The organism is Methanoculleus sp. (assembly GCF_030019085.1).
Taxonomy (GTDB): Archaea; Halobacteriota; Methanomicrobia; order Methanomicrobiales; family Methanoculleaceae; genus Methanoculleus.
The window spans coordinates 1-24,458 of the sequence record NZ_JASEFJ010000015.1 but is presented as its reverse complement, the minus strand read 5'-3'; the positions used below and the strand labels follow the sequence as shown (position 1 = coordinate 24,458).

The 24,458-nt window shown below is 58.6% G+C and carries 24 protein-coding genes and 1 pseudogene; 15 read left to right on the top strand and 10 right to left on the bottom strand.

Annotated elements, in window-relative coordinates:
* Positions 1 to 26: 26 nt before the first annotated feature.
* The 10 genes from QMC91_RS07285 to fhcD all read right to left on the bottom strand — a co-directional run bounded on the left by QMC91_RS07285 (position 27) and on the right by fhcD (position 10,065).
* Positions 27 to 995 (bottom strand): isocitrate/isopropylmalate dehydrogenase family protein, encoded by a 969-nt coding sequence (locus QMC91_RS07285; RefSeq protein WP_300237220.1) that lies wholly within the window; start codon positions 993 to 995, stop codon positions 27 to 29.
* A complete protein-coding gene (locus QMC91_RS07280; protein ID WP_300237219.1) occupies positions 973 to 1,800 on the bottom strand; it encodes a hypothetical protein in 828 nt (275 codons plus the stop codon). Before QMC91_RS07280 ends, QMC91_RS07285 begins: the two co-directional genes overlap by 23 nt.
* Complete coding sequence (locus QMC91_RS07275) at positions 1,797 to 2,267, bottom strand: 3-isopropylmalate dehydratase (protein WP_300237218.1); 471 nt, start codon at positions 2,265 to 2,267, stop codon at positions 1,797 to 1,799. The genes QMC91_RS07280 and QMC91_RS07275 overlap by 4 nt, the downstream gene beginning before the upstream one ends.
* A complete protein-coding gene (locus tag QMC91_RS07270; RefSeq protein ID WP_300237216.1) occupies positions 2,267 to 3,478 on the bottom strand; it encodes an aconitase/3-isopropylmalate dehydratase large subunit family protein in 1,212 nt (403 codons plus the stop codon). Before QMC91_RS07270 ends, QMC91_RS07275 begins: the two co-directional genes overlap by 1 nt.
* Positions 3,475 to 4,605 (bottom strand): homocitrate synthase family protein, encoded by a 1,131-nt coding sequence (locus QMC91_RS07265; protein ID WP_300237215.1) that lies wholly within the window; start codon positions 4,603 to 4,605, stop codon positions 3,475 to 3,477. Before QMC91_RS07265 ends, QMC91_RS07270 begins: the two co-directional genes overlap by 4 nt.
* Positions 4,577 to 5,821 (bottom strand): thiamine pyrophosphate-dependent enzyme, encoded by a 1,245-nt coding sequence (locus QMC91_RS07260; RefSeq protein ID WP_300237214.1) that lies wholly within the window; start codon positions 5,819 to 5,821, stop codon positions 4,577 to 4,579. Before QMC91_RS07260 ends, QMC91_RS07265 begins: the two co-directional genes overlap by 29 nt.
* A complete protein-coding gene (locus tag QMC91_RS07255) occupies positions 5,818 to 6,789 on the bottom strand; it encodes a radical SAM protein (protein WP_300237212.1) in 972 nt (323 codons plus the stop codon). Before QMC91_RS07255 ends, QMC91_RS07260 begins: the two co-directional genes overlap by 4 nt.
* Positions 6,771 to 7,664 carry a methanogenesis marker protein 11 gene (gene mmp11, locus QMC91_RS07250; RefSeq protein WP_300237210.1) on the bottom strand — a complete coding sequence of 298 codons (894 nt, stop codon included), beginning with the start codon at positions 7,662 to 7,664 and terminating at the stop codon, positions 6,771 to 6,773. Before mmp11 ends, QMC91_RS07255 begins: the two co-directional genes overlap by 19 nt.
* Positions 7,648 to 8,604, bottom strand: coding sequence for a tRNA(Ile2) 2-agmatinylcytidine synthetase (locus QMC91_RS07245; protein WP_300237209.1), 957 nt, complete (start codon positions 8,602 to 8,604; stop codon positions 7,648 to 7,650). The genes mmp11 and QMC91_RS07245 overlap by 17 nt, the downstream gene beginning before the upstream one ends.
* Positions 8,605 to 9,156: 552 nt before the next feature.
* Positions 9,157 to 10,065 carry a formylmethanofuran--tetrahydromethanopterin N-formyltransferase gene (gene fhcD, locus QMC91_RS07240; protein ID WP_300237208.1) on the bottom strand — a complete coding sequence of 303 codons (909 nt, stop codon included), beginning with the start codon at positions 10,063 to 10,065 and terminating at the stop codon, positions 9,157 to 9,159.
* A gap of 600 nt (positions 10,066 to 10,665) precedes the next feature.
* On the opposite strand from fhcD, the gene QMC91_RS07235 reads away from it, so the two are divergent.
* From QMC91_RS07235 to QMC91_RS07165, 15 genes and pseudogenes are all read left to right on the top strand, one after another.
* Positions 10,666 to 10,938 carry a 4Fe-4S binding protein gene (locus tag QMC91_RS07235; RefSeq protein ID WP_300237268.1) on the top strand — a complete coding sequence of 91 codons (273 nt, stop codon included), beginning with the start codon at positions 10,666 to 10,668 and terminating at the stop codon, positions 10,936 to 10,938.
* A gap of 15 nt (positions 10,939 to 10,953) precedes the next feature.
* Positions 10,954 to 12,123 (top strand): 4Fe-4S binding protein, encoded by a 1,170-nt coding sequence (locus QMC91_RS07230; protein WP_300237206.1) that lies wholly within the window; start codon positions 10,954 to 10,956, stop codon positions 12,121 to 12,123.
* A 10-nt stretch (positions 12,124 to 12,133) separates the two neighbouring features.
* Entirely contained in the window at positions 12,134 to 12,715 is a 582-nt protein-coding gene (gene hdrC, locus QMC91_RS07225; RefSeq protein WP_300237204.1) for a CoB--CoM heterodisulfide reductase subunit C, read from the top strand.
* A gap of 4 nt (positions 12,716 to 12,719) precedes the next feature.
* Complete coding sequence (gene hdrB, locus QMC91_RS07220; RefSeq protein ID WP_300237203.1) at positions 12,720 to 13,625, top strand: CoB--CoM heterodisulfide reductase subunit B; 906 nt, start codon at positions 12,720 to 12,722, stop codon at positions 13,623 to 13,625.
* Positions 13,626 to 13,636: 11 nt separating this feature from the next.
* Positions 13,637 to 15,658, top strand: a complete 2,022-nt coding sequence (locus QMC91_RS07215; protein ID WP_300237201.1) for a CoB--CoM heterodisulfide reductase iron-sulfur subunit A family protein — start codon at positions 13,637 to 13,639, stop codon at positions 15,656 to 15,658.
* The gene (locus tag QMC91_RS07210; protein ID WP_300237200.1) at positions 15,659 to 16,084 is read left to right on the top strand and encodes a hydrogenase iron-sulfur subunit; all 426 of its coding nucleotides are present in this window, start codon (positions 15,659 to 15,661) and stop codon (positions 16,082 to 16,084) included.
* A 50-nt stretch (positions 16,085 to 16,134) separates the two neighbouring features.
* Positions 16,135 to 16,539, top strand: a complete 405-nt coding sequence (locus QMC91_RS07205; RefSeq protein WP_300237198.1) for a molybdopterin dinucleotide binding domain-containing protein — start codon at positions 16,135 to 16,137, stop codon at positions 16,537 to 16,539.
* The gene (locus QMC91_RS07200; RefSeq protein ID WP_300237197.1) at positions 16,536 to 17,849 is read left to right on the top strand and encodes a formylmethanofuran dehydrogenase subunit B; all 1,314 of its coding nucleotides are present in this window, start codon (positions 16,536 to 16,538) and stop codon (positions 17,847 to 17,849) included. The genes QMC91_RS07205 and QMC91_RS07200 overlap by 4 nt, the downstream gene beginning before the upstream one ends.
* A 3-nt stretch (positions 17,850 to 17,852) precedes the next feature.
* Positions 17,853 to 19,559 carry a formylmethanofuran dehydrogenase subunit A gene (locus tag QMC91_RS07195; protein WP_300237195.1) on the top strand — a complete coding sequence of 569 codons (1,707 nt, stop codon included), beginning with the start codon at positions 17,853 to 17,855 and terminating at the stop codon, positions 19,557 to 19,559.
* 13 nt (positions 19,560 to 19,572) lie between these two features.
* Entirely contained in the window at positions 19,573 to 20,379 is an 807-nt protein-coding gene (locus tag QMC91_RS07190) for a formylmethanofuran dehydrogenase subunit C (RefSeq protein WP_300237193.1), read from the top strand.
* Between the two features lie 463 nt (positions 20,380 to 20,842).
* A complete protein-coding gene (mcrB, locus tag QMC91_RS07185; RefSeq protein ID WP_300237191.1) occupies positions 20,843 to 22,147 on the top strand; it encodes a coenzyme-B sulfoethylthiotransferase subunit beta in 1,305 nt (434 codons plus the stop codon).
* A gap of 17 nt (positions 22,148 to 22,164) precedes the next feature.
* Entirely contained in the window at positions 22,165 to 22,641 is a 477-nt protein-coding gene (mcrD, locus tag QMC91_RS07180) for a methyl-coenzyme M reductase operon protein D (RefSeq protein ID WP_300237190.1), read from the top strand.
* 1 nt (position 22,642) lies between these two features.
* The gene (gene mcrC / locus QMC91_RS07175; RefSeq protein WP_300237189.1) at positions 22,643 to 23,266 is read left to right on the top strand and encodes a methyl-coenzyme M reductase I operon protein C; all 624 of its coding nucleotides are present in this window, start codon (positions 22,643 to 22,645) and stop codon (positions 23,264 to 23,266) included.
* Positions 23,267 to 23,278: 12 nt separating this feature from the next.
* A complete protein-coding gene (gene mcrG / locus QMC91_RS07170; RefSeq protein WP_300237187.1) occupies positions 23,279 to 24,043 on the top strand; it encodes a coenzyme-B sulfoethylthiotransferase subunit gamma in 765 nt (254 codons plus the stop codon).
* Positions 24,044 to 24,049: 6 nt separating this feature from the next.
* A pseudogene (locus QMC91_RS07165) lies at positions 24,050 to 24,458 on the top strand (methyl-coenzyme M reductase subunit alpha); the annotation flags it as partial.

Here is a 24,458-nt window from a genome sequence, read left to right as displayed (position 1 = left end):
ACCGTAGTCTCTCAACCCTTGAGCGTTTAGGCCTTCCCACGCAGAACTTCCCTGAGCACCGCCGCCCCGAACTCCCGGGTACCGGCGTTACCGCCCAGATCGCGCGTCCGGATGCCAGCGTCAAGCACCCTATCAACGGCCGCCTCGATGACCGCCGCCGATTCCGGATCGCCTATATGGGCAAGGAGCATCGCCGCGCTCCTGATCGCTGCAATGGGGTTTGCTGTATCCTGTCCAGCTATATCGGGGGCGCTCCCATGGACGGGTTCAAAGAGTGCGTGCCGCTCCCCTATATTGGCGCTAGGGAGCATACCAAGCCCGCCCACCAGGTAGGCTGCGGTATCGGAGAGGATGTCGCCGAAGATGTTGGTCGTTACAACCACGTCGTAGCGCTCCGGGTGCATCAGGATGTCAAGGGAGAGCGCGTCGATGAAACGCGCCGTGCAGGGAACCCCAGCCCTGGCAGCCTCCCTGGTGCAGATATCGACAAACAGACAGTCCGACTTCAGGACGTTTGCCTTGTTGCCGATGGTGAGGTGGCGGCGGGACTTCGCAAGGTTGCAGGCGTAGCGGGCAATCCGCTCGCTCCCCCGGCGGGATACGACCCGGACGGTGCAGGCACGATCGGGTTCGGTCCACTCGATCCCCGAGTAGAGACCCTCGGTGTTCTCCCGCACTATGACGATATCGACCCCTTCACCCCGTATCGGGCGGACGTTTGCGTAGAGGTCGAGAGCCCGGCGGATCTGCAGAAGAACGCTCCTGTAGCCAGGGTCGGGCGGCGTTGTGATGGCGCCAAAGAGGATGGCGTCCGCCGACTTCAGGTCGGCGATCGTCTCCTCGTCACAGGCACTCCCCGTCCGCTCCCAGCGGCCGTAACCCACCTCGACATCGAAGAACTCGAGATCCGGGCGCAAGGCTGCGAGGATCTCGCGGGCGATCGGGACGACCTCGTGCCCTATACCGTCGCCCTCAACAACCGCTACCTCTGTCATCCCCTCTCCTCCATGTGGTTGCAACCAGTCTCACGGCCTCCACCATATCCCATGCCGACGCACCCCAGTGGACAACCGCACCGAGAAGGCCGTTCCGGAGGCCGACACCAGCCCGCTCGCTCCGGCAACACCGGGCGATGAATGGTTCGGCCTTCACAGCCTCGAGCGGGCAGATGTTATCCACCAGGATCACAGAGTCATCGTAACACTCCTTTATCAGTTCACGTCCGGTCATGCACGCCGCGACGCGGTCGCCGGGGCGGAGTCGGTCAGCGTCAATTGTGCGCGGGAACCCGGCCGCACGGCAGGGGTAGACATCGGCGCCGATCTCCCTGATGTCACGGACATGGTGCTCGAAGACCACCTCGAGGTCGCCGAAGACCCCGGTTCTCTCGAGGTCGGTGAGCGTGGCCGAGAGGTGGGGCCGTGGCGGTGTGATGTCGTAGACGTGGATGCGAAGGAAACTTGAGAGGTCCGGGTCGATGACAAACGTGGTCTGCTCGCCGTAACCGGAAAATATGGTACACCGGTAGCCTGACCTCATAGCCTCGGTCACAAGGAAAGTTCGGTCCTGGACGTTCACGGGTTCCGGGTAATGGTAGACCTCATCACCGGCGGCAAGCACACGGCTGGAGAGCACCGTCCGCAGCAGCCCGGTATATTCTGTATCGGTCTTGACCTCGACGACCTCTGTGCCCTCCGGGGTCTCACGGACGATGTAGCGTGTGAGGAAGTAGGCCTTATCCCTCCCACAGGGGGTGCCGTTTGCAACCCCTACAAACTTGCAGTGTGGTGGAAATATCATCTGGACGCCCTCCAGAAATCTACCAGTCCGCCGGCCCGGAGGATGGCAAGCATCCTCTCCGAGAGCGGGCGAGCGGGGTAGCGTTTTCCGTCCGCCTCCACCCACCCCTCTTCCAGGTCGAAGGCGACCCGGGCACCATCGGTGCAGGGAACCCTCGCCTCGATCACCGGCAGACCAACGTTGATGGCGTTACGAAAGAAGATGCGGGCAAACGATTCCGCAACGACCCCGACCACCCCGGCCTCGCGCAGGGCGATCACCGCCTGTTCCCTGGACGACCCGCAACCCATGTTCCGCCCGGCGACGATGACCGAACCGGGGAGACGGCCTGCAAGCGTTGGATCCAGGTCCTCAAAGACATGCTCCGCCCAGACCGAACGGTCTTTCGTCCGGAGGTAGCGGCCCGCGATGATGAGATCTGTGTCGATATCGTTCCCGAGGCAGACCGCAGGTCCTGCTCCCTGCATCAGGCCACCTCCGGGACGGCTATCTCGCCGGCGAGCGCGCTTGCGGCGGCCGTTGCGACCGACGAGAGGTAGATCTTGCCGCCCACGCCCATCCGATTCTTGAAGTTCCTGTTGGCGGTGGAGAGACAGACCTCCCCTTCCCCGAGCACCCCTGCATGTGCCCCGAGGCACGGACCGCACCCTGGTGGGCCGACCGCGCAGCCAGCATTCACTATATCGGCGAGGATGCCTCTCTCGATCGCCCGCGAAAGCACCGCACGCGATGCAGGGAATACCAGGGTGCGGACGGCCACCTTCTTACCGCGGACGATACGGGCAAACCGCTCCAGATCCTCGTAGCGGCCGTTTGTGCACGTACCAACGAAGACCTGGTCGAGGTGTGTTCCAGCGACCTCTTCAGCCTCAAGGACGGTGTCCACCCGGTGCGGGACGGCGACGAGAGGGACGATATCATCGAGATCGAGATCTAGAGTACGCTCGTAGCGGCAGTCCTCCACGACCTGTGATGAGGCTTTAACCCCGTAGCCAGCAAGGTAGCGGAGGGTGAGATCGTCGGCGTAGAACATCCCGGTCTTCGCCCCCGTCTCGACTGCCATGTTGCAGAGTGTCAACCGCCCGTCCATCGAGATCCCTCTTACCCCCTCGCCGACGAACTCCAGCGCCCGGTAGGTCGCGCCTTCCATCCCCAGTCGGGCGACGTAGGTAAGTGCCAGGTCTTTTGGCTCCGCGGCGCCGGAGAGGTTGCCGGAGAGGTTGACCGCGATCGTCTCGGGGACGCGGAACCAGGTGCCGCCCGATGCCCAGATCGCCGCCATATCGGTCGCGCCAACCCCCGTGGCGAACGCTCCAAAGGCGCCCGCGGTGCAGGTATGAGAGTCGGCCCCGACGACGATCATCCCCGGTCGAACAAGGCCTTCGCTCATCACCTGGTGGCAGATCCCCTCTCCGACATCCGAGAGCGGTATCCCGGAAACCCGTGCATACGCCCGGAGTTCGGCCTGGAGCGTCGCTGTGGTCCCCGTGTTGGCCGGGACGATGTGGTCGAAGATCAGGCGGAGACGTTCGGGGTGGGGGAGCTGTTCCACCCCCATCTCGTGGAGCGCCTCCCGGGTAAGGACGCCGGTGCCGTCGTGGGCGAAGGCGAGATCGACATCGCGGTCGACGTATGCCCCCGCCGGTGCGCCAAGTATCCGTTCCGATAGTGTGCTCACCGGCCGCCCCCCTCTCTTACCTGCCGCAGGAGGTCGCAGAGAACCTCGCGGGTGACACAACATTTCCCCTCGCTCTTCTGCTTGACCTGCTCGAGAACCCAGGTGGCTTCATCATCGGAGAGTTCAAACCCGTAAGCCTTTGCAACGTGTTCGAGCGCCTTTCTCCCGCTATGTTTCCCGAGCACGAATCGGCGTTCACTGCCCACCAGTTCGGGAGGTACATACTCGTAGGTCGCCGGGTCACAGAGGATCGCGGCGATATGGATCCCGCTTTCGTGGGCAAACGCGTTCTCGCCGACGATCGGGTGCATCCGTTCCGGCGTTATGCCAGAGCATCGTGCGACCAGCCTGGAGATCTCCTGCAATCGGGAGAGGTCGTAGCGCTCGACCCCACCTTTAAAGTGCAGGGCAACGAGCACCTGTTCGAGCGCTGCGTTCCCGGCACGCTCACCGATGCCGTTCACGGTGGTGTGGAGCTGGAACGCCCCGGCGGCCGCGGCGGTGATGGTGTTTGCCGCTGCAAACCCGAGGTCGTTGTGGCAGTGGACACAGAGCGGGAAGGGCCCGGCATCCAGGATCCTGGAGACAACGGAGTGGGTTTCGAGCGGGGTGAGGCAGCCGACGGTATCGGCGAAACTGACGAGAGTGGCGCCGCGCTCGATCCCCCTGCGGTACATATCAATAAGAATCTCCGGGTCAGTCCGTGAGGCGTCTTCGGCAGCAAGCCGGATCTGCACTCCATGGTCGGCGGCGAACTCCACCATATTAAGGGCATCCTCGATCACCGCCTCCCGTGGCTTGTGGTACTTGTGCCGGACATGGAGGTCGGAGATCGCGACAAAGATACTGACCATATCCACGTCGCAGTCGAGCGCCGCCTCGACATCGGGTTTTAGCGCCCGTGCCAGGCAGCAGATCCGGGCATCCAGGCCACTTCTGGCGACGGCCGCGACACATTCTTTCTCCGCCCGGGAGACGACGGGGAACCCGGCCTCGATCACTTCCACGCCGATCTCGTCGAGCGATTGCGCGATTGCCATCTTCTCATCACAGGTAAACGAGACGCCAGGAGTCTGTTCCCCGTCTCGCAGCGTAACATCACAGATCTCGATATTCCATGGTAACATGTCGTCCACCTTCCGGGCAGACACCTTCGATCACCACCGTCCGGGGACCGTCCTCCGGGAGGACGAGTGCGCGGCGAAGCGCCGTCGCGTCATCGGCAGCGCAGACAACCGGTTCTGCCCAGGCGATGTAGCGAAGGATCTCGGGGATGGGGTGACCGCCGGTCATCCCCATCCGTCTGTTCGCAAATACGATACAGAGGAGCGGAAGTCCACTTTCGTAGACATCGATGAGGGCGTTTAGCCCCGAATGCAGGAGCGCGTAATCCCCGACGAGCGCTACCCCTGGCCCGGTCGCCGCGACGGCTATCGACGAACCGAGACCGTAGGTGGCAACACCGATGCGGTAGGGCGGGTTCATCGCCAGGATGCTACACCCGGCGTCGCAGACCACCCGCATCCCGCGCTCTTGAAGGATACGGAGAGCCGGATGAAACGGGCAGTCTCTGCAGAAAGTTCGCGAGAACCCGCGGCTTGAGAACCGCTGCGGCTCCACCCTAACGTCTGGAGGGGCGAGGAGACGGTGCTCCCGGAGGAAGGGGCGACCCCTCTCTTCGGGGAATGAGGCGGGCACATCCGCATCCGTCGGGGGTGGGTAGGCGATGACAGGACGGAACCTGTTCAGCGGCGACGATCGTGCCCAGGCAAACATCGCAGCAGTCCGCCGGTCAGCGGCCTCTGCCCGGCCAGCCATCGTGAGATCAGGGTCAGCCAGGCTTCCCTCCAGGTCATTCCGCTGGATGAAGGGCTCTGAGACGTCAGCCTCCAGAAGATCGGGGGTGACCCTGAGTATGGCCACCCGGGCGAAGGTCTCCGATGCCTCAAACGCCGCCTCCACGGCAGGTCCGAGCGTCTCGCTGTCAGGTTCGAACACCGGGGCCCATGAAACCTCCCCGTAATACCGGGAGTCGCCACCGACGTCCGATCCGCTGACGTGGATATCGTCGCCGACAACGATCACGACACCAGCCCTGAGCCCCTGGGCGGTTGCGTGCACCAGCGGGTCGACACAGGCGTTGAGTCCGACGTGCTTGACGATCACGGCAGCCCTCCTCCCGGAGAGTGAGTCGCCCAGGGCGTACTCGAGCGCCACCTTCTCGTTGACGGTGATGACCGCTCCCGTCAGGGCGGCAACCTCAGATACGGGGTAGCCCGGGACGGTGTAAAACCGGTCAGCGGCCTGAGACACGGCACTGGCAAGCGCTTTTGCGCCCCTCATGTATCCCTCCCCGGCACCAGGTCGCAGCCGGTGCATGCCGCACACATGGTTAGAGCCCTCCGGGGATCGAGCCCGGCCTCCCGGAGGATCCTTTCGTGAATCACGGCAAGTGAGAGCAACCGTTCAGCGGAGGGGCGAGGCTGGTCGGCGAGCGATGCCGCCGGGGTGAGCGGCCGGAGGATCGGGACGACCCCGCTCCCGGCGAGGTCTTTCATCAACCGTTCAAGGTCGTCATCGGTCTCGCCGAGCCCGACGATGATGTTCGAGTAGACCCTGCCGGGCCCGAAGAGTTCGACAGAAGATGTAAGCGCATCCCGGATCGCCTCCCAGGATAGCCCCGGGCACATCTTCGCGAAGAGTTCCGGGGTTGCCGCCTCAAGGTTGAACTTCACCTCGACGACGCCCAGGGCATGGAGGCGTGCCGGCGTTCTAGGGGTTGGGTATATTGATACCCCGATGGGAATGCCAGACGAGCGGAGCGCCGCTACGACCTCCAGGGTATAGGCTTCCTCCTCCTCGATCGAGGAAGCAACGCCACTTGTGATGGCGATGGCGTCAACCCTGTCTGCAACGTCTTTTACCATCCGGACGATCTCATCGATGGTCTTTCGCTGTCCCGCTAGACCCGGCACCGTGCAGTAGCGGCAATGGAATATGCACGTCCCGCTGACCGTGATGTAGGCCTGGCGGGGGCAGTGGAGGGCAGGGGGTTCGAGCCGGCCGGAGATGACCTCGCCGTCGATGATCAGGGTGGCCTCCCCACCTCCACGGTGAACGACCTCGATGGGGCTTGCATCATCCGTTCCTGCCCTGACCCTCCGGCCACCGCCGGTGGTAAAGAAGATCGACCCTGACGACCCGGCCGAAGGACCGGCAGCGGAGCGGGAGATGTATTCATCTGCGGGTTCGCCGGAGAGGCGGACTGCGCCGGTCTCAAGCACCCTGGCTTTCAGGTGCTTCCATTCCATAGCGCCAGCGCCTCCTCGTATCGTGTGGCAAACGGGATCGCCGCCACCGCCCCGATCGCCCCCCGACCGTCCATGACGATTGAGAGGCGCCTGTCATCGATGGCGGCAAGGTCATCCGCCGGGACCTCGCCCCGTTTTACTCGGCAACCGAACTCCTCAAGCGGTGAAGGGTCGAATCCGCGCCAGACCGCCATCCCGGTCTCATCGGAGAGCGTGTAGTCTTCCAGGTAATCACGGTAGCACCTGACGAGGCCGGAGGGGTCGGAGGTTGCAAACTCGCAGGCGATGGCGACACAGTTCTTGGTCCGGTAGGGGACAGGGTATAATTGTACTATGGTGTGTGAGAGGTAGCGGGAACGCTCGTCCTCGACGGCACGGGCGATGTTGTGTGTCAGCGTCCAGGTTGCGCCTTCTTCTGCTGTGTCGGTGTCGTCGATCCCTATGATCACCCGTTCGCGCCTGGGGAGCCAGATAGTCGAGCCCGCAAGTCGGCCGCCGCCTGCAGGGTCGCTCACACAGCGGATGACCCCGCCTGCTCCGGCGCGGCAGATTGACGCCCCGACGCCCCCACCGCCGAGACCACGGTAGGTGATGGAGATCTCATCCTTGTCGACGCTGACTGCGGCAATACCGGCCGGAAAGGTTGAACCCTGCAGGGCAAGATCGGCGCTCCCGGTTGATAGGATATAGCGGGTGGTCGCTCCCACGGTGCGGACAGAACGGACGAGCGGGCTTCTGGCGTAGTGCCGCTTTACCCACATCGCACCGCCGATGCAGTCGAAGAACTCGACGAGTTCTACCTCTCCACCAGTATCGTCGGCCACCGCCACTATCTGTGGATACCGTATCGTATACGGTTCAGAGAGTCTCTCCATACAGTCCTGCCGCCTCCACACCTTTGTTACCCCAGAGGACAGCGCCAAGTGCACCAATCCGGCCTTTCCGTCCGTTTGAGTCGATAAACCGGACACCCATCCGTGCAGCCTCAGCCTCTGCGTCTTCGAGCGTCAGGATATCTGTCTTGACGCTCTTGAGGTAGGGAGACTCCTCCTCAAATGCAATCCCGCGATATACGGCGATCCCGGTGTCCTTGCTGACACTCCCAGACTCGACGAAGTCGCGGACATAATCGAGGAGCGCGTTCACCTGCCCAGGGCGGACAGCGAAGTTCAGGGCCGAGCCGACACAGTTGGTGGTCTTCTTCGGGACAGCAGGGTTGAGCTGCACAAGGCGCATGTCAAGATACTCGACCCCCGGAATTTTGCAGCCCTCTGCGCAACGGAGTGCGAGCACCCAGGTGGCTCCCTCCTCACGGGTGTCGGTGTCGTCGATCCCTATCGTCACCTTCTCGTAGAGCGGAGATACAATCCGAACCCGGTTGACCCGGGCACCGCCGATCCTGAGGTCGTCCTCGGCGGGGTACTCCGCCCGGATCACCCCGGGTGCCTGAGGCAGGCAGGCAGCGACACCGACACCCGCACCGGCGATCCCGGCCCAGGTGGTCACCACCTCATCTCCGAGAACCTCGACACCCTCAAGTGCCTGACCGCCGATCTCCCGGTCTGCAGCCCCGAACTTCGCCGGAGAGGTGCCCAGACGGGCAAGCATCGTCATCGTCGTCCCTTTAACATCGCAGGAGATGACAGCACCTTTAGCCCGCATCCGGTTTGCCGCATCCCACTCGATAGTCCCCCGGGCCCGGCAATGCTCGCGGATCTCCGCAAGACCGGTATTCTGGTCGACCATTACGAGGAACTTCATCGAGAACAACGGCCCGAACCTGGCCCTGACTTCATCAGGTGTGAGTCTGATCATGATGTCACCGAAATTATCGTTAACAAGAATATCGTTGATATGCGTATTTAAGGGGATCGATCGGGGGGTGTGACCGCCGGGAAACTGGTTCCAGGGGGTCGTAGGTGGGTAAAAAGTGTTCACATGCGCCAGGCCATCAGGGGTTGGCAGATGAGGCCGTCAGGCCGGTAATTCATCTGGTGCCCTGGTTTGATAAATCTCTTCAGGGATGGTGTTGTGGCTTTCCAATCACCGTAGGCCCGCCATCCACCTGGAATATAGGGGTGGCCCTGGGTTTTGATTAGAGACTGAGAAAACTGGGTTGTCCATCATCCAGGGAAAGAGAGCATCCGGGTGCACGCGAGAGACAGGGTGACGTTTTGCTCCCTCCCATATTTCCGATTCTCTCTCGATACCCTGCCAGGTGCAGACCGTCACTTTGTGGGTCACACCGGAGACTCTTTTAGACTCACTGCCCGCTCCCTTGCAGTGGTGGTCGACGATAAATCCTCAGCGGGGGCGATTTGACGGCCTTCCTGCAGCAGTCGCCTGGATGGGGAACAGGAAAAAAGTTTAGAGGTAGTTGGCCAGAACGTCCTTTAACTCGAACTTGAACGGCCCAAGGTTGCCGCCGAAGTTCCCGGCACTGATGAACTTCACGCCCGGCACCTTCGTCGCGGCGCGGATGCCATCTGCCATCGCGGCCTTTACCGATTCCTCGTCGACACCGTCGATGACGATCTCGTATATAGCTCCGACACCCTCTGGGACCTTGCTCCCCTCGACTTTCCCGCGGAGCGTCGGACAGTAGGCCTCGTTCGTGCTCGCGTTCATGAATTTGTACTTCTTGCTCCCGACCTTTGAACCGCTCGCGACTATGCCGCCCGGGAACGGCGTGATGACACCGCAGACTCCACTTATGGCGTCCACCGCCGCCTGTGCGGCCATGAGGGCGGCCATCTGGTTCTCGCCCATTATGAAGAAGTTCCCGCCTGCAACACCCTTGACGATACCGAACTCTTCCTCGCCGATGTACTCGCCCTCCATGATCGGTATGGCCCAGACCGTTCTGCCGCCGACCTCGCGCTTCTCCTCGTATCCGTCGCCGAAGAAGTGGAGTTTGACCGGGATCTTCTCCGGAACCTCGTCAATGAGATCCGCGAGGCCGTCGAAGACCGCTGTTGTCGGTGCGGTGAGAACGCACTCAGAGAGACGCTCCACGACCTGCTCTTTGAGTTTCTTCTTGCTCGCACAGATCAGGATCGCATAACCGGGTCGTCCATCGGGCGTCTCATCAGGGGGGACAAAGCAATCGATGCCCGCCTCGGCAGGGCATCCGATGGTCGAGGTGGCAAACCCGACTGCCTCCAGAGCGGCCTTATAAGCCCACTCTTCCGTGACAGCGGTGATGATCGGCCGTGCCACCCACGTAGGAAAGCCCTCTGCATATGTATCATCGATTGTAACGCCATTCAGTTCCATAAATTACACCTCGTTTGCTACAATGTTACGATATGGACAGAATAAGGTTTCTTTTTTACGTGGTGATGTAGCACCCCGGAGAAGGGTAAGTAAGATGGAGTGATCCGTTGCACACTCCTCCGCAACAGCAACACTCCGGATTCGGTAGAGGGGTATGGGCGCAGGGGCCCGGGTTTTTTGGGGTAGGTTGCGGGGCCTCCTGTAGAGGGGGCGAAAAATTGGCTGGTACGTAAAATGGATGCTGTTCTCACCGCGCGACGGATCTCATCTCCCCGGGAAGGTGCGAATTGGCTATCCCCTCAACACCCCGGGATGACGTGGTCTATGACACCGCTGCCAGCGTTGGCGTTTACCCACTAATTTTCACCAACATTACCTAACTGATATTTATGTTTTATTTTCCTTCGATTGTGCCGGAAACACGTTTAATGGTGTTATCCGGTGTAATGGGTCAACATAGTAATCTGTTTGATTTATAAAATGCTGCGAATAATCGTGCTACCGGAATATAAGGCTGTCGAAATTCAGAAAGTTTATGTATATTCTTTGACAATTCTTTTCATATCGATTTTTAATCGATCAGATCTGGTGCGTGAAACCATGGCATTTGCATTGCACGTCAATATGGAGAAATGTACTGGCTGCAACAACTGCGTGGTGGCATGTCCTGTCGATGCTCTGGAGCTCTATACCGAAGGTCCGGTAACCAAGGATAAGATCTACAAGGTCGTAAACGGCAAAGCCGTTATCCTTGATTTCAACGCGGAGCTCTGCGCCGGTTGCGGCGTTTGTGTCGAGGCATGTCCCTATGGAGTTATAAGGCTTGCAGGACCCTGGGAAAGCCGGGCAAGAGCCCGAAAAGTGGAAGCCTAGGAGTGATACAAGAGTATGGCACTGTTTCCAAAGTATTCTAAAACGCGGGAAGGACAGAACGTCATCATGGAGCAGAGGCTCCTGAAGGCGGTAAACAACCTGATCCTGAACGCTGAGACCTGTACGGGCTGCGGCATCTGTGTCGACGCCTGTCCGGAAGAGGCAATCGTGCTCGGCCCGGTTGGTGCAACACGCCGTGGGGCGATCGACTATGCTGAACCCGTAGACGTCGACCCCGAGAAGTGTTCCTACTGTGGTGTCTGCGTCATCATGTGCCCCTTCAACGCGATGACACTCAAGATCGACGGAGAGGAGAGGCTCCCGATCGTCGAGAAAGAGGGATTCCCCACATACGACATGGTCACCAAGATCGACGAAGAGAAGTGCGTCCGTTGCACCATCTGTGATGAGGTCTGCCCGCGGGATGCCATCAACCGGGATGTCCCGGTCTTCGAGGGCTCTGACGAAGCCGGCAAACCGCGCCAGTCTGCACTTGAGACCAAGACGACGTTTACCGTCGATACCGAGAAGTGCGACTACTGCGGGATCTGCGGTGCGCTCTGCCCGAGCATTACCGTTGTTCGCAAGCCCAAAACCCCTGAGACCGCCAAGATCGAAGGTGAGGTAAAGTGGGAAGAGAGCACGTGTGACGGCTGTACGATCTGTGTTGAGGCCTGCCCCAAGGATGCAATCACCCTGGAGCGCGAGTTCGTCAGCACCAAACTGCCGGGTAAGGTCGATATCGAGCAGGACAACTGCTGCACCTGCACCTGGTGCGTACACACATGTCCTGAAGAGGCGATCACCGTCGAGAAGATCTTTGAAGGGGAGATCGAGATCAACGCCGACAAGTGCCCCGGTGGCTGTTCGACCTGTGTCGAAGTATGTCCCTGCGATGCGCTTTACCTGCCCAGCCCTCTCCCCGCAAAGCTGATGAAAGGGCGGATTGAGCCCAATATAGCCATCAACAAGGACTTCTGTATCTTCTGCGGTGCCTGTGTTAACGCCTGCCCGAGCGAGGATGCGATCATCCTGAAGCGGACGGGTATCCGGATGCAGGAGAAGGATACTGATCTCTTCAAGGATATTAAGGAGAAACTGCTCGTAACGAAGACTTCAAAGGTCAAAGAGGCTGTTTCTGGCAAGGTTGAGGTCAAGGTTCTGAGAGAGGCAGAGAAGGCGTGAGGGATAGTCAATGGCAGTGAAGAAAGATTATAAAGACCAGAAACTCGCTGAGAAACTCCGGGACCGTAAGTACTACGTTTCTGACACCAATCCCGAGTTTCTCAAGGAGGTTGAGAAGATCGGGCAGACGGCTGCCCACATGTGTTTCCAGTGCGGCACCTGCACCGGATCGTGCCCATCGGCACCGCGGAGTTCCTATCGCATCCGGCTGTTCATGCGCAAGGCAGTCCTCGGTCTTGAAGAGGAAGCCCTGACTGACCCGGACCTCTGGCTCTGCACAACGTGCTACACCTGTACCGACCGGTGTCCCCGTGATCTCGCGCCGACTGACGCGATCATGGCGATGAGGAACATTGCTGCCAGGCGTGACATAATTCCGCGCAACTTCCTCCAGACCGTCCAGCTCATCTACAAGACCGGTCACGGTGTCCCGAACAACGACACAAACCGGGCTGCCCGGAAGAAACTGGGTCTCGACGCGGAACCGGAGACAACGCACAAGTATCCCGAGTACCTTCCCGGTATCAGGAAGATCCTGGACCACTACGGGCTGAAAGAACGTGCTGACCGGATACTGGCGGAGGGTGAGTGAGACCATGAGCGAAAATAACAAGCATCAGTATGCGTTCTTCCTCGGGTGTGTCGCCCCGAACCGCTACCCGGGTATCGAGGCGGCAGCCATAAAGACCAGTGAGAAACTGGGGATCAAACTGCTACCCCTGAAGGGCGCAAGCTGCTGCCCGGCACCGGGCGCATTTGGCTCGATCGACCTGAACATCTGGTATGCGATGGCGGCCAGAAACCTGGTTCTTGCCGAGCAGATGGGTATGGATATTGCCTTGATCTGTAACGGCTGCTACAAATCGATCTGGGAAGTCAACCATAAACTGAAGCACAACGATGAACTCCGTGATGGGGTCAATGAGGTGCTTGCAGAGATTGATATGGAGTACAAGGGGTCCATCGATGTATGGCACCTTGCTGAGCTCTATTACGACCCCAAGATCGTGGGTGTCGACAGGGTCGCCGAGAGCGTCACCCGCCCTCTGACGGGTGTAAAGGTTGGCGTCCACTATGGTTGTCACCTGATGAAGCCCCAGAAGGATCGACACTTCGGCGACACCGAGAACCCCATGTGGCTGGATGAATTGGTCGCTGCGCTCGGAGCTGAGCCGGTCCAGTACCGCAACAAGATGCAGTGCTGCGGTGCCGGTGGTGGTGTCCGCGGATACGACCTGGCACATGCGCTTGACATCACGAACGAGAAGATGATCAACCTGCAGGAAGTGGGTGCGGATGCGTTGACCGAGGTCTGTCCGTTCTGCCAGTTGCAGTTCGACAGGGGACAGCTCGAGATCCATGACAAGTTTGGCATAACCTGGGGACTCCCGATCCTGCACTACAACGAACTCCTTGGACTGGCGCAGGGCATGAGCCCGGATGAGCTGGGACTCGACCTTCATGCTGTCGATGTTGAGCCGTTCCTGAGGAAGATCCAGTGAGGTGCAAATACATGGCAGAAGTCAAAAAGAACGAAGAGCCAAGAATTGGCGTTTTTGTGTGCCACTGTGGTACAAATATCGCGGGTTCCGTGGATATCAAGTCGGTAGTGGAATACGCCAAGAAGCTCCCGAACGTCGCCGTTGCAGACGATTATCAGTATATGTGCTCTACCCCCGGACAGAACAAGATTGTAGAGGCCATAAAAGAGCATAATCTGACCGGAATCGTCGTAGCGGCCTGTTCACCCCGTCTGCACGAGCCCACGTTCCGTGGCGCAACCAAGATGGGTGGCTTGAATCCATTCCGGTTCGAGATGGCAAACATCCGCGAGCAGAACTCCTGGGTGCACATGCACCAGCCCGAAGAGGCCACCGCGAAGGCAAAGGACGCGATCAGGATCGCCGTAGCAAAAGCAGCTCTCCTCGAAGACCTCATCCCGAAGAGTGTCCCTGTTGAGAAGGCAGCACTGGTCGTTGGTGGCGGTGTCGGCGGCATGCAGGCTGCGCTTGACCTTGCAAATGCGGGTATCACGACCTACCTTGTGGAGAAGAACCCCACCATTGGTGGCAGGATGTCCCAGCTCGACAAGACCTTCCCGACGCTGGACTGTTCGCAGTGTATCCTTACCCCGAAGATGGTGGATGTCTACCGTAACGAGAATATCAAACTCATGACCTACACCGAGGTCGAGGCGGTCGAGGGGTACATCGGTAACTTTGATGTAACCCTCCGGAAGAAGGCGCGTGGTGTCCTCACGACGGAAGAGGCAGAAGCCCGTGGTTATGTCGGTGGAGGATGCAATGGCTGCGGTGACTGTGAGGGTGTCTGCCCGGTCATAAAACCGAACCCCTTCGAGGTCGGCATGGCCCCGAGGAAAGCGATCTACATCTACCACCCGCAGGTCTCCCCGCTGCTTTATACTGTCGACTTTGATGCCTGCGTCAAGTGTGGTCTCTGTGTCGATATCTGCGGCGATAAGAAGGCGGTCGACCTGAACGCAACGGACGAGTTCGTGAAAATCAAGGTAGGTACCGCCATCCTTGCGACAGGCTATGATATCTTCCCGATCGAGCAGAAGACCGAGTGGGGCTACAAGAGGTATGACAACGTAATCACAAGCCTTGAGTTTGAGCGGTTGATCTGTGCTTCCGGCCCGACCGGTGGTCACCTAGTCCGCCCAAGCGACGGCGAGACCCCAAAGAGGATCGGGTTCGTGCTCTGCGCAGGGTCACGTGACAACACCGGCGTCGGTAAGCCCTACTGCTCGCGGTTCTGCTGCATGTACTCCCTCAAGCACGCCCACCAGATCATCGAGAAGATCCCGGGCGCGGTGCCCTACATCTTCTACATGGACATCCGGTCATTTGGAAAGATGTACGAGGAGTTCTACTACCGCATCCAGAATGAGGGTGCAAAGTTCATCCGCGGCAGGGTTGCAAACATCCTCGAAGATCCGGTCACAAAGAACCTCCATGTCAACGCTGAAGACACACTCCTCGGTCGACCTGTCGATGTGGAAGTCGATCTGGTCGTGCTTGCGGCTGCGATCCAGCCCAGCGCCGAGACTGAGAGGACCAGGAGGCTCTTTGGTGTGTCCTGTTCGCAGGACGGCTGGCTCCTCGAGGCTCACCCGAAGCTCAATCCCTGCGGTACCACAACCGCCGGTGTCTACCTGGCGGGTGTCTGCCAGGGGCCAAAGGATATCCCGGACACGGTTGCCCAGGCCGAAGGCGCGGCATCCGCGGCGTCCATCCCGATTCACCTTGGAGAGGTGGAGCTTGAGCCATACTTCGCCCAGTGTATCGAGGAAAAGTGCGCTGGATGTGGAATGTGCGTCAACCTCTGCCCATACCAGGCTCTCTCTCTCGTCGAGAAAGATGGGCGCAAGGTCATGCAGGTCACCGAGGCCAAGTGCAAGGGCTGCGGGACATGCGGCGGTTTCTGTCCGGGTGGCGCAATCTGGATGCAGCACTTTGCTACCCCCCAGATCATTGCACAGATCGATGCGTTCCTCCTTGGAGGTGAACAGTAAATGGCAGACGAGAACTGGAAGCCGAAGATCCTTGCCATCATCTGTAACTGGTGTTCCTATGCCGGTGCGGACCTTGCAGGCGGCTCCCGTATTCAGTACCCCCCGGATATCCGTGCCATCCGTGTTATGTGCACCGGTCGGGTTGATCCTCTCTTCATCCTGAAGGCATTTCAGGACGGAGCGGATGGGGTGCTCGTCTCAGGCTGTCACTTCGGTGACTGCCACTATCTGGAGGGCAACTACAAGGCCGCCAAGAGGATGTTCCTTCTCAAGAATGTCCTCAAGAACATTGGTTTTGACGACAAACGCCTCAGGATGACCTTTGTCTCTGCATCGGAGGGTGCGAAGTGGGCCAAAGTCATCGAAGACGTCGTCAAGACCGTCAAAGACCTTGGTCCAAGCCCGTTCAACGAGCTTGCCAGATAGGATAATTGCCATGTAAATAATATACCAATATAGACAGGGGATGAATACCAATGGCAATCAGAGTAAATTTGATCACGGGTCGTACCATCCAGCAGGGTGTGTCGATGGAGGCGGGTAAGGAAAAACCCGCCTACACCGCCGCTTGCGGGATCATCGAGCTCGACCCGACAGACTTCAGAAAACTAGGGGCTTTCCGTGGCACGAACGTACGCGTCACGAGCGACTACGGCAGCGTAGTCGTGAAGGCGGTGGAGGCAACACAGGGTCCTCACCCAGGTATAGCGTTTATCCCGATGGGTCCGTGGGCAAACATGGTGGTCAACCCGAACACCTACTCCACAGGGATGCCGACATTCAAAGGCACTCCAGTTACAGTAGAGGTCGCCAGGAACGAACCGGTTCTGAACTCGCTTGAACTTGTGCGCAAAGGGTGCAGGGGTGAACTGGCATCATGAGCAGGACCGTAACCGATGTAATCTGTCCGTTCTGCGGAACGCTCTGCGACGACATTGAGGTCGTCGTCAGCGACGATGGGAGGAAACTCCATGAGGTTTACAACGCCTGTGCCATCGGTGCTGAGAAGTTCCTCCACTCCCAGGCCAAAGACCGTATCACCCGGCCGCGAATGCGGCAGGATGACGGGTCATGGAAAGAGATCACATACGACGAGGCTATCGACTACACCGCCAGGATACTCGTCAACGCAAAAAAGCCACTGATGTATGGCTGGAGTTCCACCAACTGTGAAGCTCAGGCTATCGGCTCTGAGATCGGTGAGGTGGTCGGGGCGGTCGTTGACAACACTGCGACAGTCTGTCATGGAACGTCCCTTATTGCGGTCCAGGATATCGGTATCCCGAGCTGCACGCTCGGTGAGGTCAAGAACCGTGCCGATCGGATCCTCTTCTGGGGATGCAACCCTGCCCACGCCCATCCACGACACATGTCCCGCTACTCGATCTTTCCACGTGGATTCTTCACGGGCAAGGGTCACACCGCACGTAAGGTGATCGTCGTCGACCCCCGTCCGACCGACACCGCGAACGTTGCGGACATCCATCTGCAGGTCGAGCAGGGACGCGACTACGAACTATTCGATGCATTCCGTGTTGCGTTCAAGGGTGAACAACTCCCGGACTTTGTTGCCGGAATCCCGAAAGAGAAGATCTATGAGGCCGCCGAGATGCTGAAGAGTGGGCGGTTTGTGATCATCTTCTTCGGCATGGGTGTGACCCAGTCGCTTGGAAAGAACCATAACATCGATGCGGCCATTGCGGTTACCCGTGACTTAAACGAGTATACAAAAGCGGCCATTATGCCGATGCGGGGACACTACAACGTTACAGGTTCCGGTCAGGTCTGGGGCTGGTTGTTCGGCTTCCCCTACGCAGTGGACCTCTCCCGCGGATTTGCCCGCTACAACCCCGGTGAGACGACGGCAAACGATCTACTCCGGAGGGATGAGGTGGATGCCGTCCTGGTTATCGCCAGCGACCCGGGGGCGCACTTCCCGTTCAGTTCGGTCAGGAAGATCTACGAGCTCCCGTCGGTTGCGATCGATCCACACGAGACGCCGACAACCGAGGTCTGCAAGGTTCATGTCCCGGTCGCTTTTGTTGGCGTCGAGGTCGGTGGATGTGCATATAGGATGGACAACGTGCCGATAGAGACCAGGAAGGTCGTTGAACCGCCGGATGGCATGATGACCGATGAAGAGTTCCTCCGCCGTGTTCTTGAGCGTATCAAGGAACTCCAGGGGGTGTAAGCGATGGCAGAATATCTAATCAAGAACGGTTTTGTCTTCGATCCGGTCATCGGGATCAGGGGAGATATAGCTGACATAGCCATCAAGGATTGTAAGTTTGTCGAGACGAGCGAGGTCAAGGACCCGAAGGTCATCGATGCCGCGGGTAAGACTGTCATGGCCGGCGGTGTTGATGTCCACGCTCACGTTGCCGGGCCGAAGGTTAATGTCGGCCGGAACTTCCGCCCCGAGGACAAACTCTTCACCTACAAACCGAGGAGCGGTGTCGAGCGGATGCAGGGCGGGTTTTCTGTCCCGACGACCATCCGTACCGGCTATAACTACGCCCGCATGGGCTACACGACGGTGATGGAGGCGGCCATGCCGCCGCTATACGCGCGGCATACCCATGAGGAGATCCGGGACACCCCTATCCTCGACCAGGGTGCCTACCCGGTCTTCGGGAATAACTGGTTTGTGCTCGAGTATCTCAGGAATGACGAGATCGAGAACACGGCAGCCTACGTTGCCTGGCTCCTGCGGGCCACAAAGGGTTACGCCGTCAAGGTGGTTAACCCGGGCGGCACCGAGGCCTGGGGCTGGGGTCTGAACTGTGAGAACATACATGATCCGGTCCCCTACTTCAACATCACTCCTGCGCAGATCGTGAAAGGCTTGATCGAGGCAAACGAGTACCTCGGTCTCCCGCACTCGATGCACATTCACGCAAACAATCTGGGTAATCCAGGCAACTACACGACGACGCTTGATACGTTCCGGCTCTCGGAGGGTATCAGGCCCAGGAGCAAGTTCGGCCGCGATCAGGTGATGCATCACACCCATGTTCAGTTCCACTCCTACGGCGGTGATTCATGGGCGAACTTTGAGTCAAAAGCCCCGGAGATCATCGATTACGTGAACTCGCACGACAACATCACCATCGACCTGGGTGCGGTGACGCTCGACGAGACCACCACCATGACCGCAGATGGGCCGTTCGAACATCACCTAACCGAGTTGAACCACTTGAAATGGGCTAATACCGACGTTGAACTCGAGACCGGTTCGGGGGTCGTCCCCTACATCTACAGTCCGAGCATCAAGGTCTGTGCTATCCAGTGGTGTATCGGCCTTGAACTTGCGCTGCTCGCGAAGGATCCAATGCGGGTCTTCCTCTCAACTGATCACCCGAACGCCGGGCCTTTCACCCGCTACCCGCGGATCATGAAGTGGCTTATGAGCGAGGAGGCACGCAACCAGCAGATTGACTCCTTCAAGTACAGGGACAAGGTCATCGATGCTACAAACCTGGCCGGGATCGATCGCGAACTCGATCTCTATGAGATCGCGCAGATGACACGGGCTGGACCGGCAAAGGCGCTCGGCCTGTCACAGATCTATGGCGGGCTTGCCCCTGGTCTCGATGCGGATGTGGCTGTCTACGACTTCAATCCGAACGAACCCTATGCGCCGGATGATATCGAGACAGCTTTCTCCAGTGCGGAGCACCTCTTCAAGACCGGAGTCCAGGTCATCCGTGACCATGAGATCGTGAGCAACGGCAACAAGCGGACGCTATGGGTAAACGCGAAGGTGAACGAGAACCCGCAGGTGATGCGTGATGTCAGGGAGAAGTTCCTGCGCTACTATACTGTCACCCTGAACAATTACGAGGTTTCGGGGCACTACCTTCCGAACCCTTACGTGATCGAGGTTGATGCCACACAGTGAGGTGAGAAGAGGGATGGAAACCGTTACACTCACCATGAAAAACCAGCCTGATCTGTATCTTGAGGCTGACAACATCACCCCCGATGCGTTTGCAGGGAAGAAGGTGGAAGAGATCGCTGATCTCCATGTCTACGTGGGCAGAGAACAGCACCGACTCGGCGAGTTTTTCGAGGTCTCTGGCAGGGCCGGGGCGACGCCCGAAACTACAAAGATCGTCATCAACGGCGATCTCTCACGGGTCAAGTACATCGGGATGAAGATGACCGGGGGTGAGATAGTCGTCAACAGCGACCTCGACATGTACGTCGGGGCCTGGATGCAGGGCGGCAGGATCACGGTCAACGGGAACGTTGATTCCTTTGCCGGAACCGGCATGAAGGGTGGAGAACTCATCATCAACGGCAACGCAGGAAACTATCTGGGTGCTGCATACCGTGGTGACTGGCGTGGCATGTCCGGCGGGAAGATCATCGTTTCGGGCAACGCTGGAAGCGATATCGGCACCTTCATGACCGGTGGCGAGATAATCATCGGTGGAGACGTCGATGTCCACGTGGCGACCCATGCTGAGGGTGGCAGGATCGTCATCAAGGGCAATGCAAAGAGCCGTCTCGGTGGTCAGATGGTGGAAGGCGAGATCTACGTCTTTGGCACCATTGATCTCATGATGCCGGGGTTTGCCTATCGTCAGGATGTCGATATCGATATGGACGGCATCAAAGGTCGGTTCGCTCTATACGAGGGTGACCTCGGGGAGCGTCACCGAAAGCGTAAGGGCCAGACGATCTATGGTAAGATCTACCAGTTGATCGAGGCCTGAATTTTTTTTAATTTTTTCTCTGCTAACCGTCTCAAAACCCCTATTTAAAGACCTTGTTGCCTATTGGGGCCAGAAGATGTCCCGTGGTTGTTAGCAATTGAGAGGGTCTATTTTTGTTGTATATACATACTCTACCGATGATAGGATACCTGTTGCAGCATGTGTTCTAAAAAATAGTACAATGTGTTACTATACCGTTAGATTATTATTACCTGCGCGCAGGATGGATCGGCAAGCCATCGTGAGCAATCCGGATTTTTCCAGCAGTTATTTAAGATCAAGATTGATTTTATATGGTCAATAGCGAACAAAATAGCAACACTTATATCGTCGGAGTGGGTTATTATCTTTTTGTCCCATGAGGACGTGCAGTAGTCACCGGCAGAGACAGTCAGCGATGCGATTAAGGTTCATAGTACATTCCTGGATTGTATGCACTTAAAGAGGGTAATGGAGGAAAATTATGGCAAAATACAAAGAAACAATTGACCTGTACGATGATACAGGCAAGCTGTTGAAGAGCGGTGTGGCGCTGGAGAAGATCAGTCCGGTGATCAACCCGGCGATCAGGAAGATCATCGACCTCACCAAGAGGACGGTTGCTGTCAACCTTGGTGGTATTCAGGATGGCCTGAAGGTCGGAAAGGTAGCGAAGGGACATGTTCTCGGGCGGGAGCTGAACCTCGATATCGTCGGCAACAAGGACGCCGTTATCTCCAAGATCAAGGAGATGGTCCAGGTCGAGGAGGGCGACGACACCAACATCCGCGAGTTCAGCGGCGGCAAACTCATCCTTGTTGAGGTGCCCAAAGTTCGGCTGGAGGCTGCATCCACCTACGATGTGGCGGTAACCACTGTCGCTGCTGCGACGACCTTTGCGATCGTCGACCAGTTCAATGTCGACTCATTCGACGCGGCGATGGTCAAGGCGGCAGTCTGGGGTTCCTACCCGCACACGATGGACCTTACCGGTGCCAACGTCACGTCCATCCTGTCGATCCCCCAGAACAACGAAGGTCTCGGCTACGCACTCCGTAACATCCCGGTCAACCATGTTGTCATGATGACCAACAAGAACGCGATGCAGGGTGCAGCCCTTTCGTCCACGTTCGAGCAGGCAGGAATGTTTGAGATGGGGAACGCCGTTGGTCCGTTCGAGCGTGCTCAGCTCCTCACCTATGCCTACCAGGGCCTGAACGCGAACAACCTGGTCTATGACCTCGTAAAGGCAAACGGCGCAACCGGCACGATCGGTACGGTCGTCCAGAGCCTGGTCGAGCGCGCCATCGAGGACAGGGTCATCACCCCCGGTAAGAAGGGCGGTTACTTCCAGTTCTACGACACGAAGGACCCAATGCTCTGGAACGCCTACACCGCTGCAGGAACCATGGCGGCCACGATGGTCAACTGTGGTGCCGGGCGGTTTGCACAGGCGGTCTCGTCGACGCTGCTGTACTTCAACGATCTGGTTGAGCACGAGACCGGTCTCCCCGGCTGTGACTACGGCCGTGTCATGGGTACCGCCGTCGGGTTCTCGTTCTTCAGCCACTCGATCTACGGAGGTGGCGGTCCAGGTGTCTTCAACGGTAACCACGTCGTGACCCGGCATGCCGCAGGTGTGGCTATCCCGTGCGTGGTCGCCGCGATGTCGCTCGATGCCGGAACGCAGATGTTCTCGCCGGAGAGCACCTCGAAGATCTACGCTGACACCTACGGTAAAGTCGACGTCTTCAACAAGCCGATCCAGCAGATCGCACAGGGTGTGTAAATAACTCAAGGATACTGATGACTGAAGCCATATACCCTCAGGTTCGAATCGTGTCTGCGCGATTCCTCAGACCCGAAACAGCGGAAAAACTCCTGAACAGGCTTGTTCAGGTCGGTGGGATCCGTCGGATGTCCATAAATGGACCGAGCGTTCCCGCTACTGTTCCCTACGGCCCGGCACGGGGGCAGCCCAACCCCCACCCTGACCGTAAGGTTATCCGCGTCGGTGACCAGGATGTGCAGCTTGAGGTGCAGGTTGGAACAATCATCCTGGAGCTCGAGGACGAGTCGTATATCCCGGCCATCGGAGAAGCCGTTGACGAGGTCTTTGCTGATAAGGGCTTCTCCTGCACTGTCCAGCAAGGGCGGTTTATGAAGACCAGGCCGACGGTGTCCGACTACGCGAAGTACGGACCTGATGCTGACACTAAAATCCTTGGACTGGTCGATCCGAGGAAAAAAGAAGGCCCCGTTATAATACAGGGAAACAAGTGAGATGCCGATCGGAAGAGTAACCCAGGTTGTCGATTGCCGCGAGAGCATGGGGATGGGGAAAGGAGGGGGTCTTGCCCAGCGCGGGACAATCTCCGAGACCAGGTCCCCGGACGTGATAGTGGTAGGTATGTCCCCGGGTCGCAGACACGTGACAAAGCCCGTCTGTGACATAACCGCCGGTCTCCGGAGGGAGGGGGCAGAGTTCTCCGTAACCACACTTGTCCTCAATGCGGGCAGTGGGGTTCCGCCGGACTCACCAGTCGCCAGTCACGTTCTCGGAGCCTACTTCGGGCTTACCTCAAAAGAGGTTGCCCAGATCGAGCAGCACAAGGTTGCCATCCTCCACCACGGGAACGTTCGTTCACATGTGGTGCAGAAGGTACGGTTTATCCTTGAGAACGCGAACATCCGGGCAATAGTTGTCTCCCAGGCCCCGATAGACTTTGAGGATCTCGCCAAAGAGGGAGTCAGGACAGCGGTGGTCATGCCACCACCCGACCGGATACGGACGAAAGGCATCGTTATGGAGATAGTCAGCGGTGTAACTCGGGGTCAGACACCTGAGAGGGAAAAACTGGCAGAAGTTATCCGTGCCGTTATGAAAGTGCTAAAAAGCCCAACATGAGGTGAAAGAAACATGGCATACAAGCCCCAATATGGACCGGGTACGTCCAAGGTCGCCGCAAACCGGCGAAAGCAGATGAACCCAAACCAGAAACTTGAAAAGATGCGTGATGTGACTGATGAGGACATCGTGCTGCTTCTGGGCCACAGGGCGCCGGGAGCCGCCTATCCGACAGCGCACCCGCCGCTCGCCGAGCAGCAGGAGCCAGACTGTCCCATCAGGAAGATCGTAACACCGACAGATGGTGCTAAGGCCGGCGACCGCGTCCGCTACATCCAGTTCACGGATTCGATGTTCTTCGCGCCCTGCCACCCATACCAGCGGACCTACACCGAGTGCTACCGCTTCCGCGGTATCGACCCGGGTACGCTCTCCGGCCGTCAGATCGTCGAGTGCCGTGAGCGTGACCTGGAGAAGTACGCAAAGGAACTTGTCGAGACCGAGTTGCTCGACCCGGCCCGCACAGGTATCCGTGGTGCGACGGTGCACGGCCACTCGCTACGTCTTGCCGAGGACGGCATGATGTTTGATATGCTCCAGAGGAGCGTACTCGGCGAGGATGGGATCGTCCGCTACGTCAAGAACCAGATCGGCGAGCCGCTCGACCGGCCGGTCGTTATAGGCAAGCCGATGGACGAGAACTGGCTCAAGGAGCACACGACGATCTTCCACTCGCTCGTAGGTACACCCTACCGCGAAGACACAGAGTACATCGAATACATCCAGCGGATCCACTCGCTGCGGACGAAATACGGCTTCATGCCGAGAAAGGAGTGATCAAGAATGGCAAAGATTGAGAGAACCCAGAAACTGTTCCTGAAATCCCTCAAGGAGAAGTTCCAGGGACAGGATGTCCAGTCTAACACGACGGAGTACTACAAGTTCGGTGGCATCAAGCAGTCCCCCCGGAAGATGGAGTTCGTAAAGGCGAGCCGTGCTATCGAGATGGAGCGCGGTATCTCCATGTACGACCCCGTGCGCTGCCACCTTGGCGGTATCCCGCTTGGGCAGCGCCAGCTGATGACCTATGAGGTCTCCGGTACCGGCGTCTTCGTCGAGGGTGACGACCTGCACTTCGTCAACAACGCTGCGATGCAGCAGTTCTGGGACGATATCCGCAGGACGGTCATCGTCAGCATGGACCTTGCTCACCAGACCCTGCAGAAGCGTCTGGGCAAGGAGGTCACCCCGG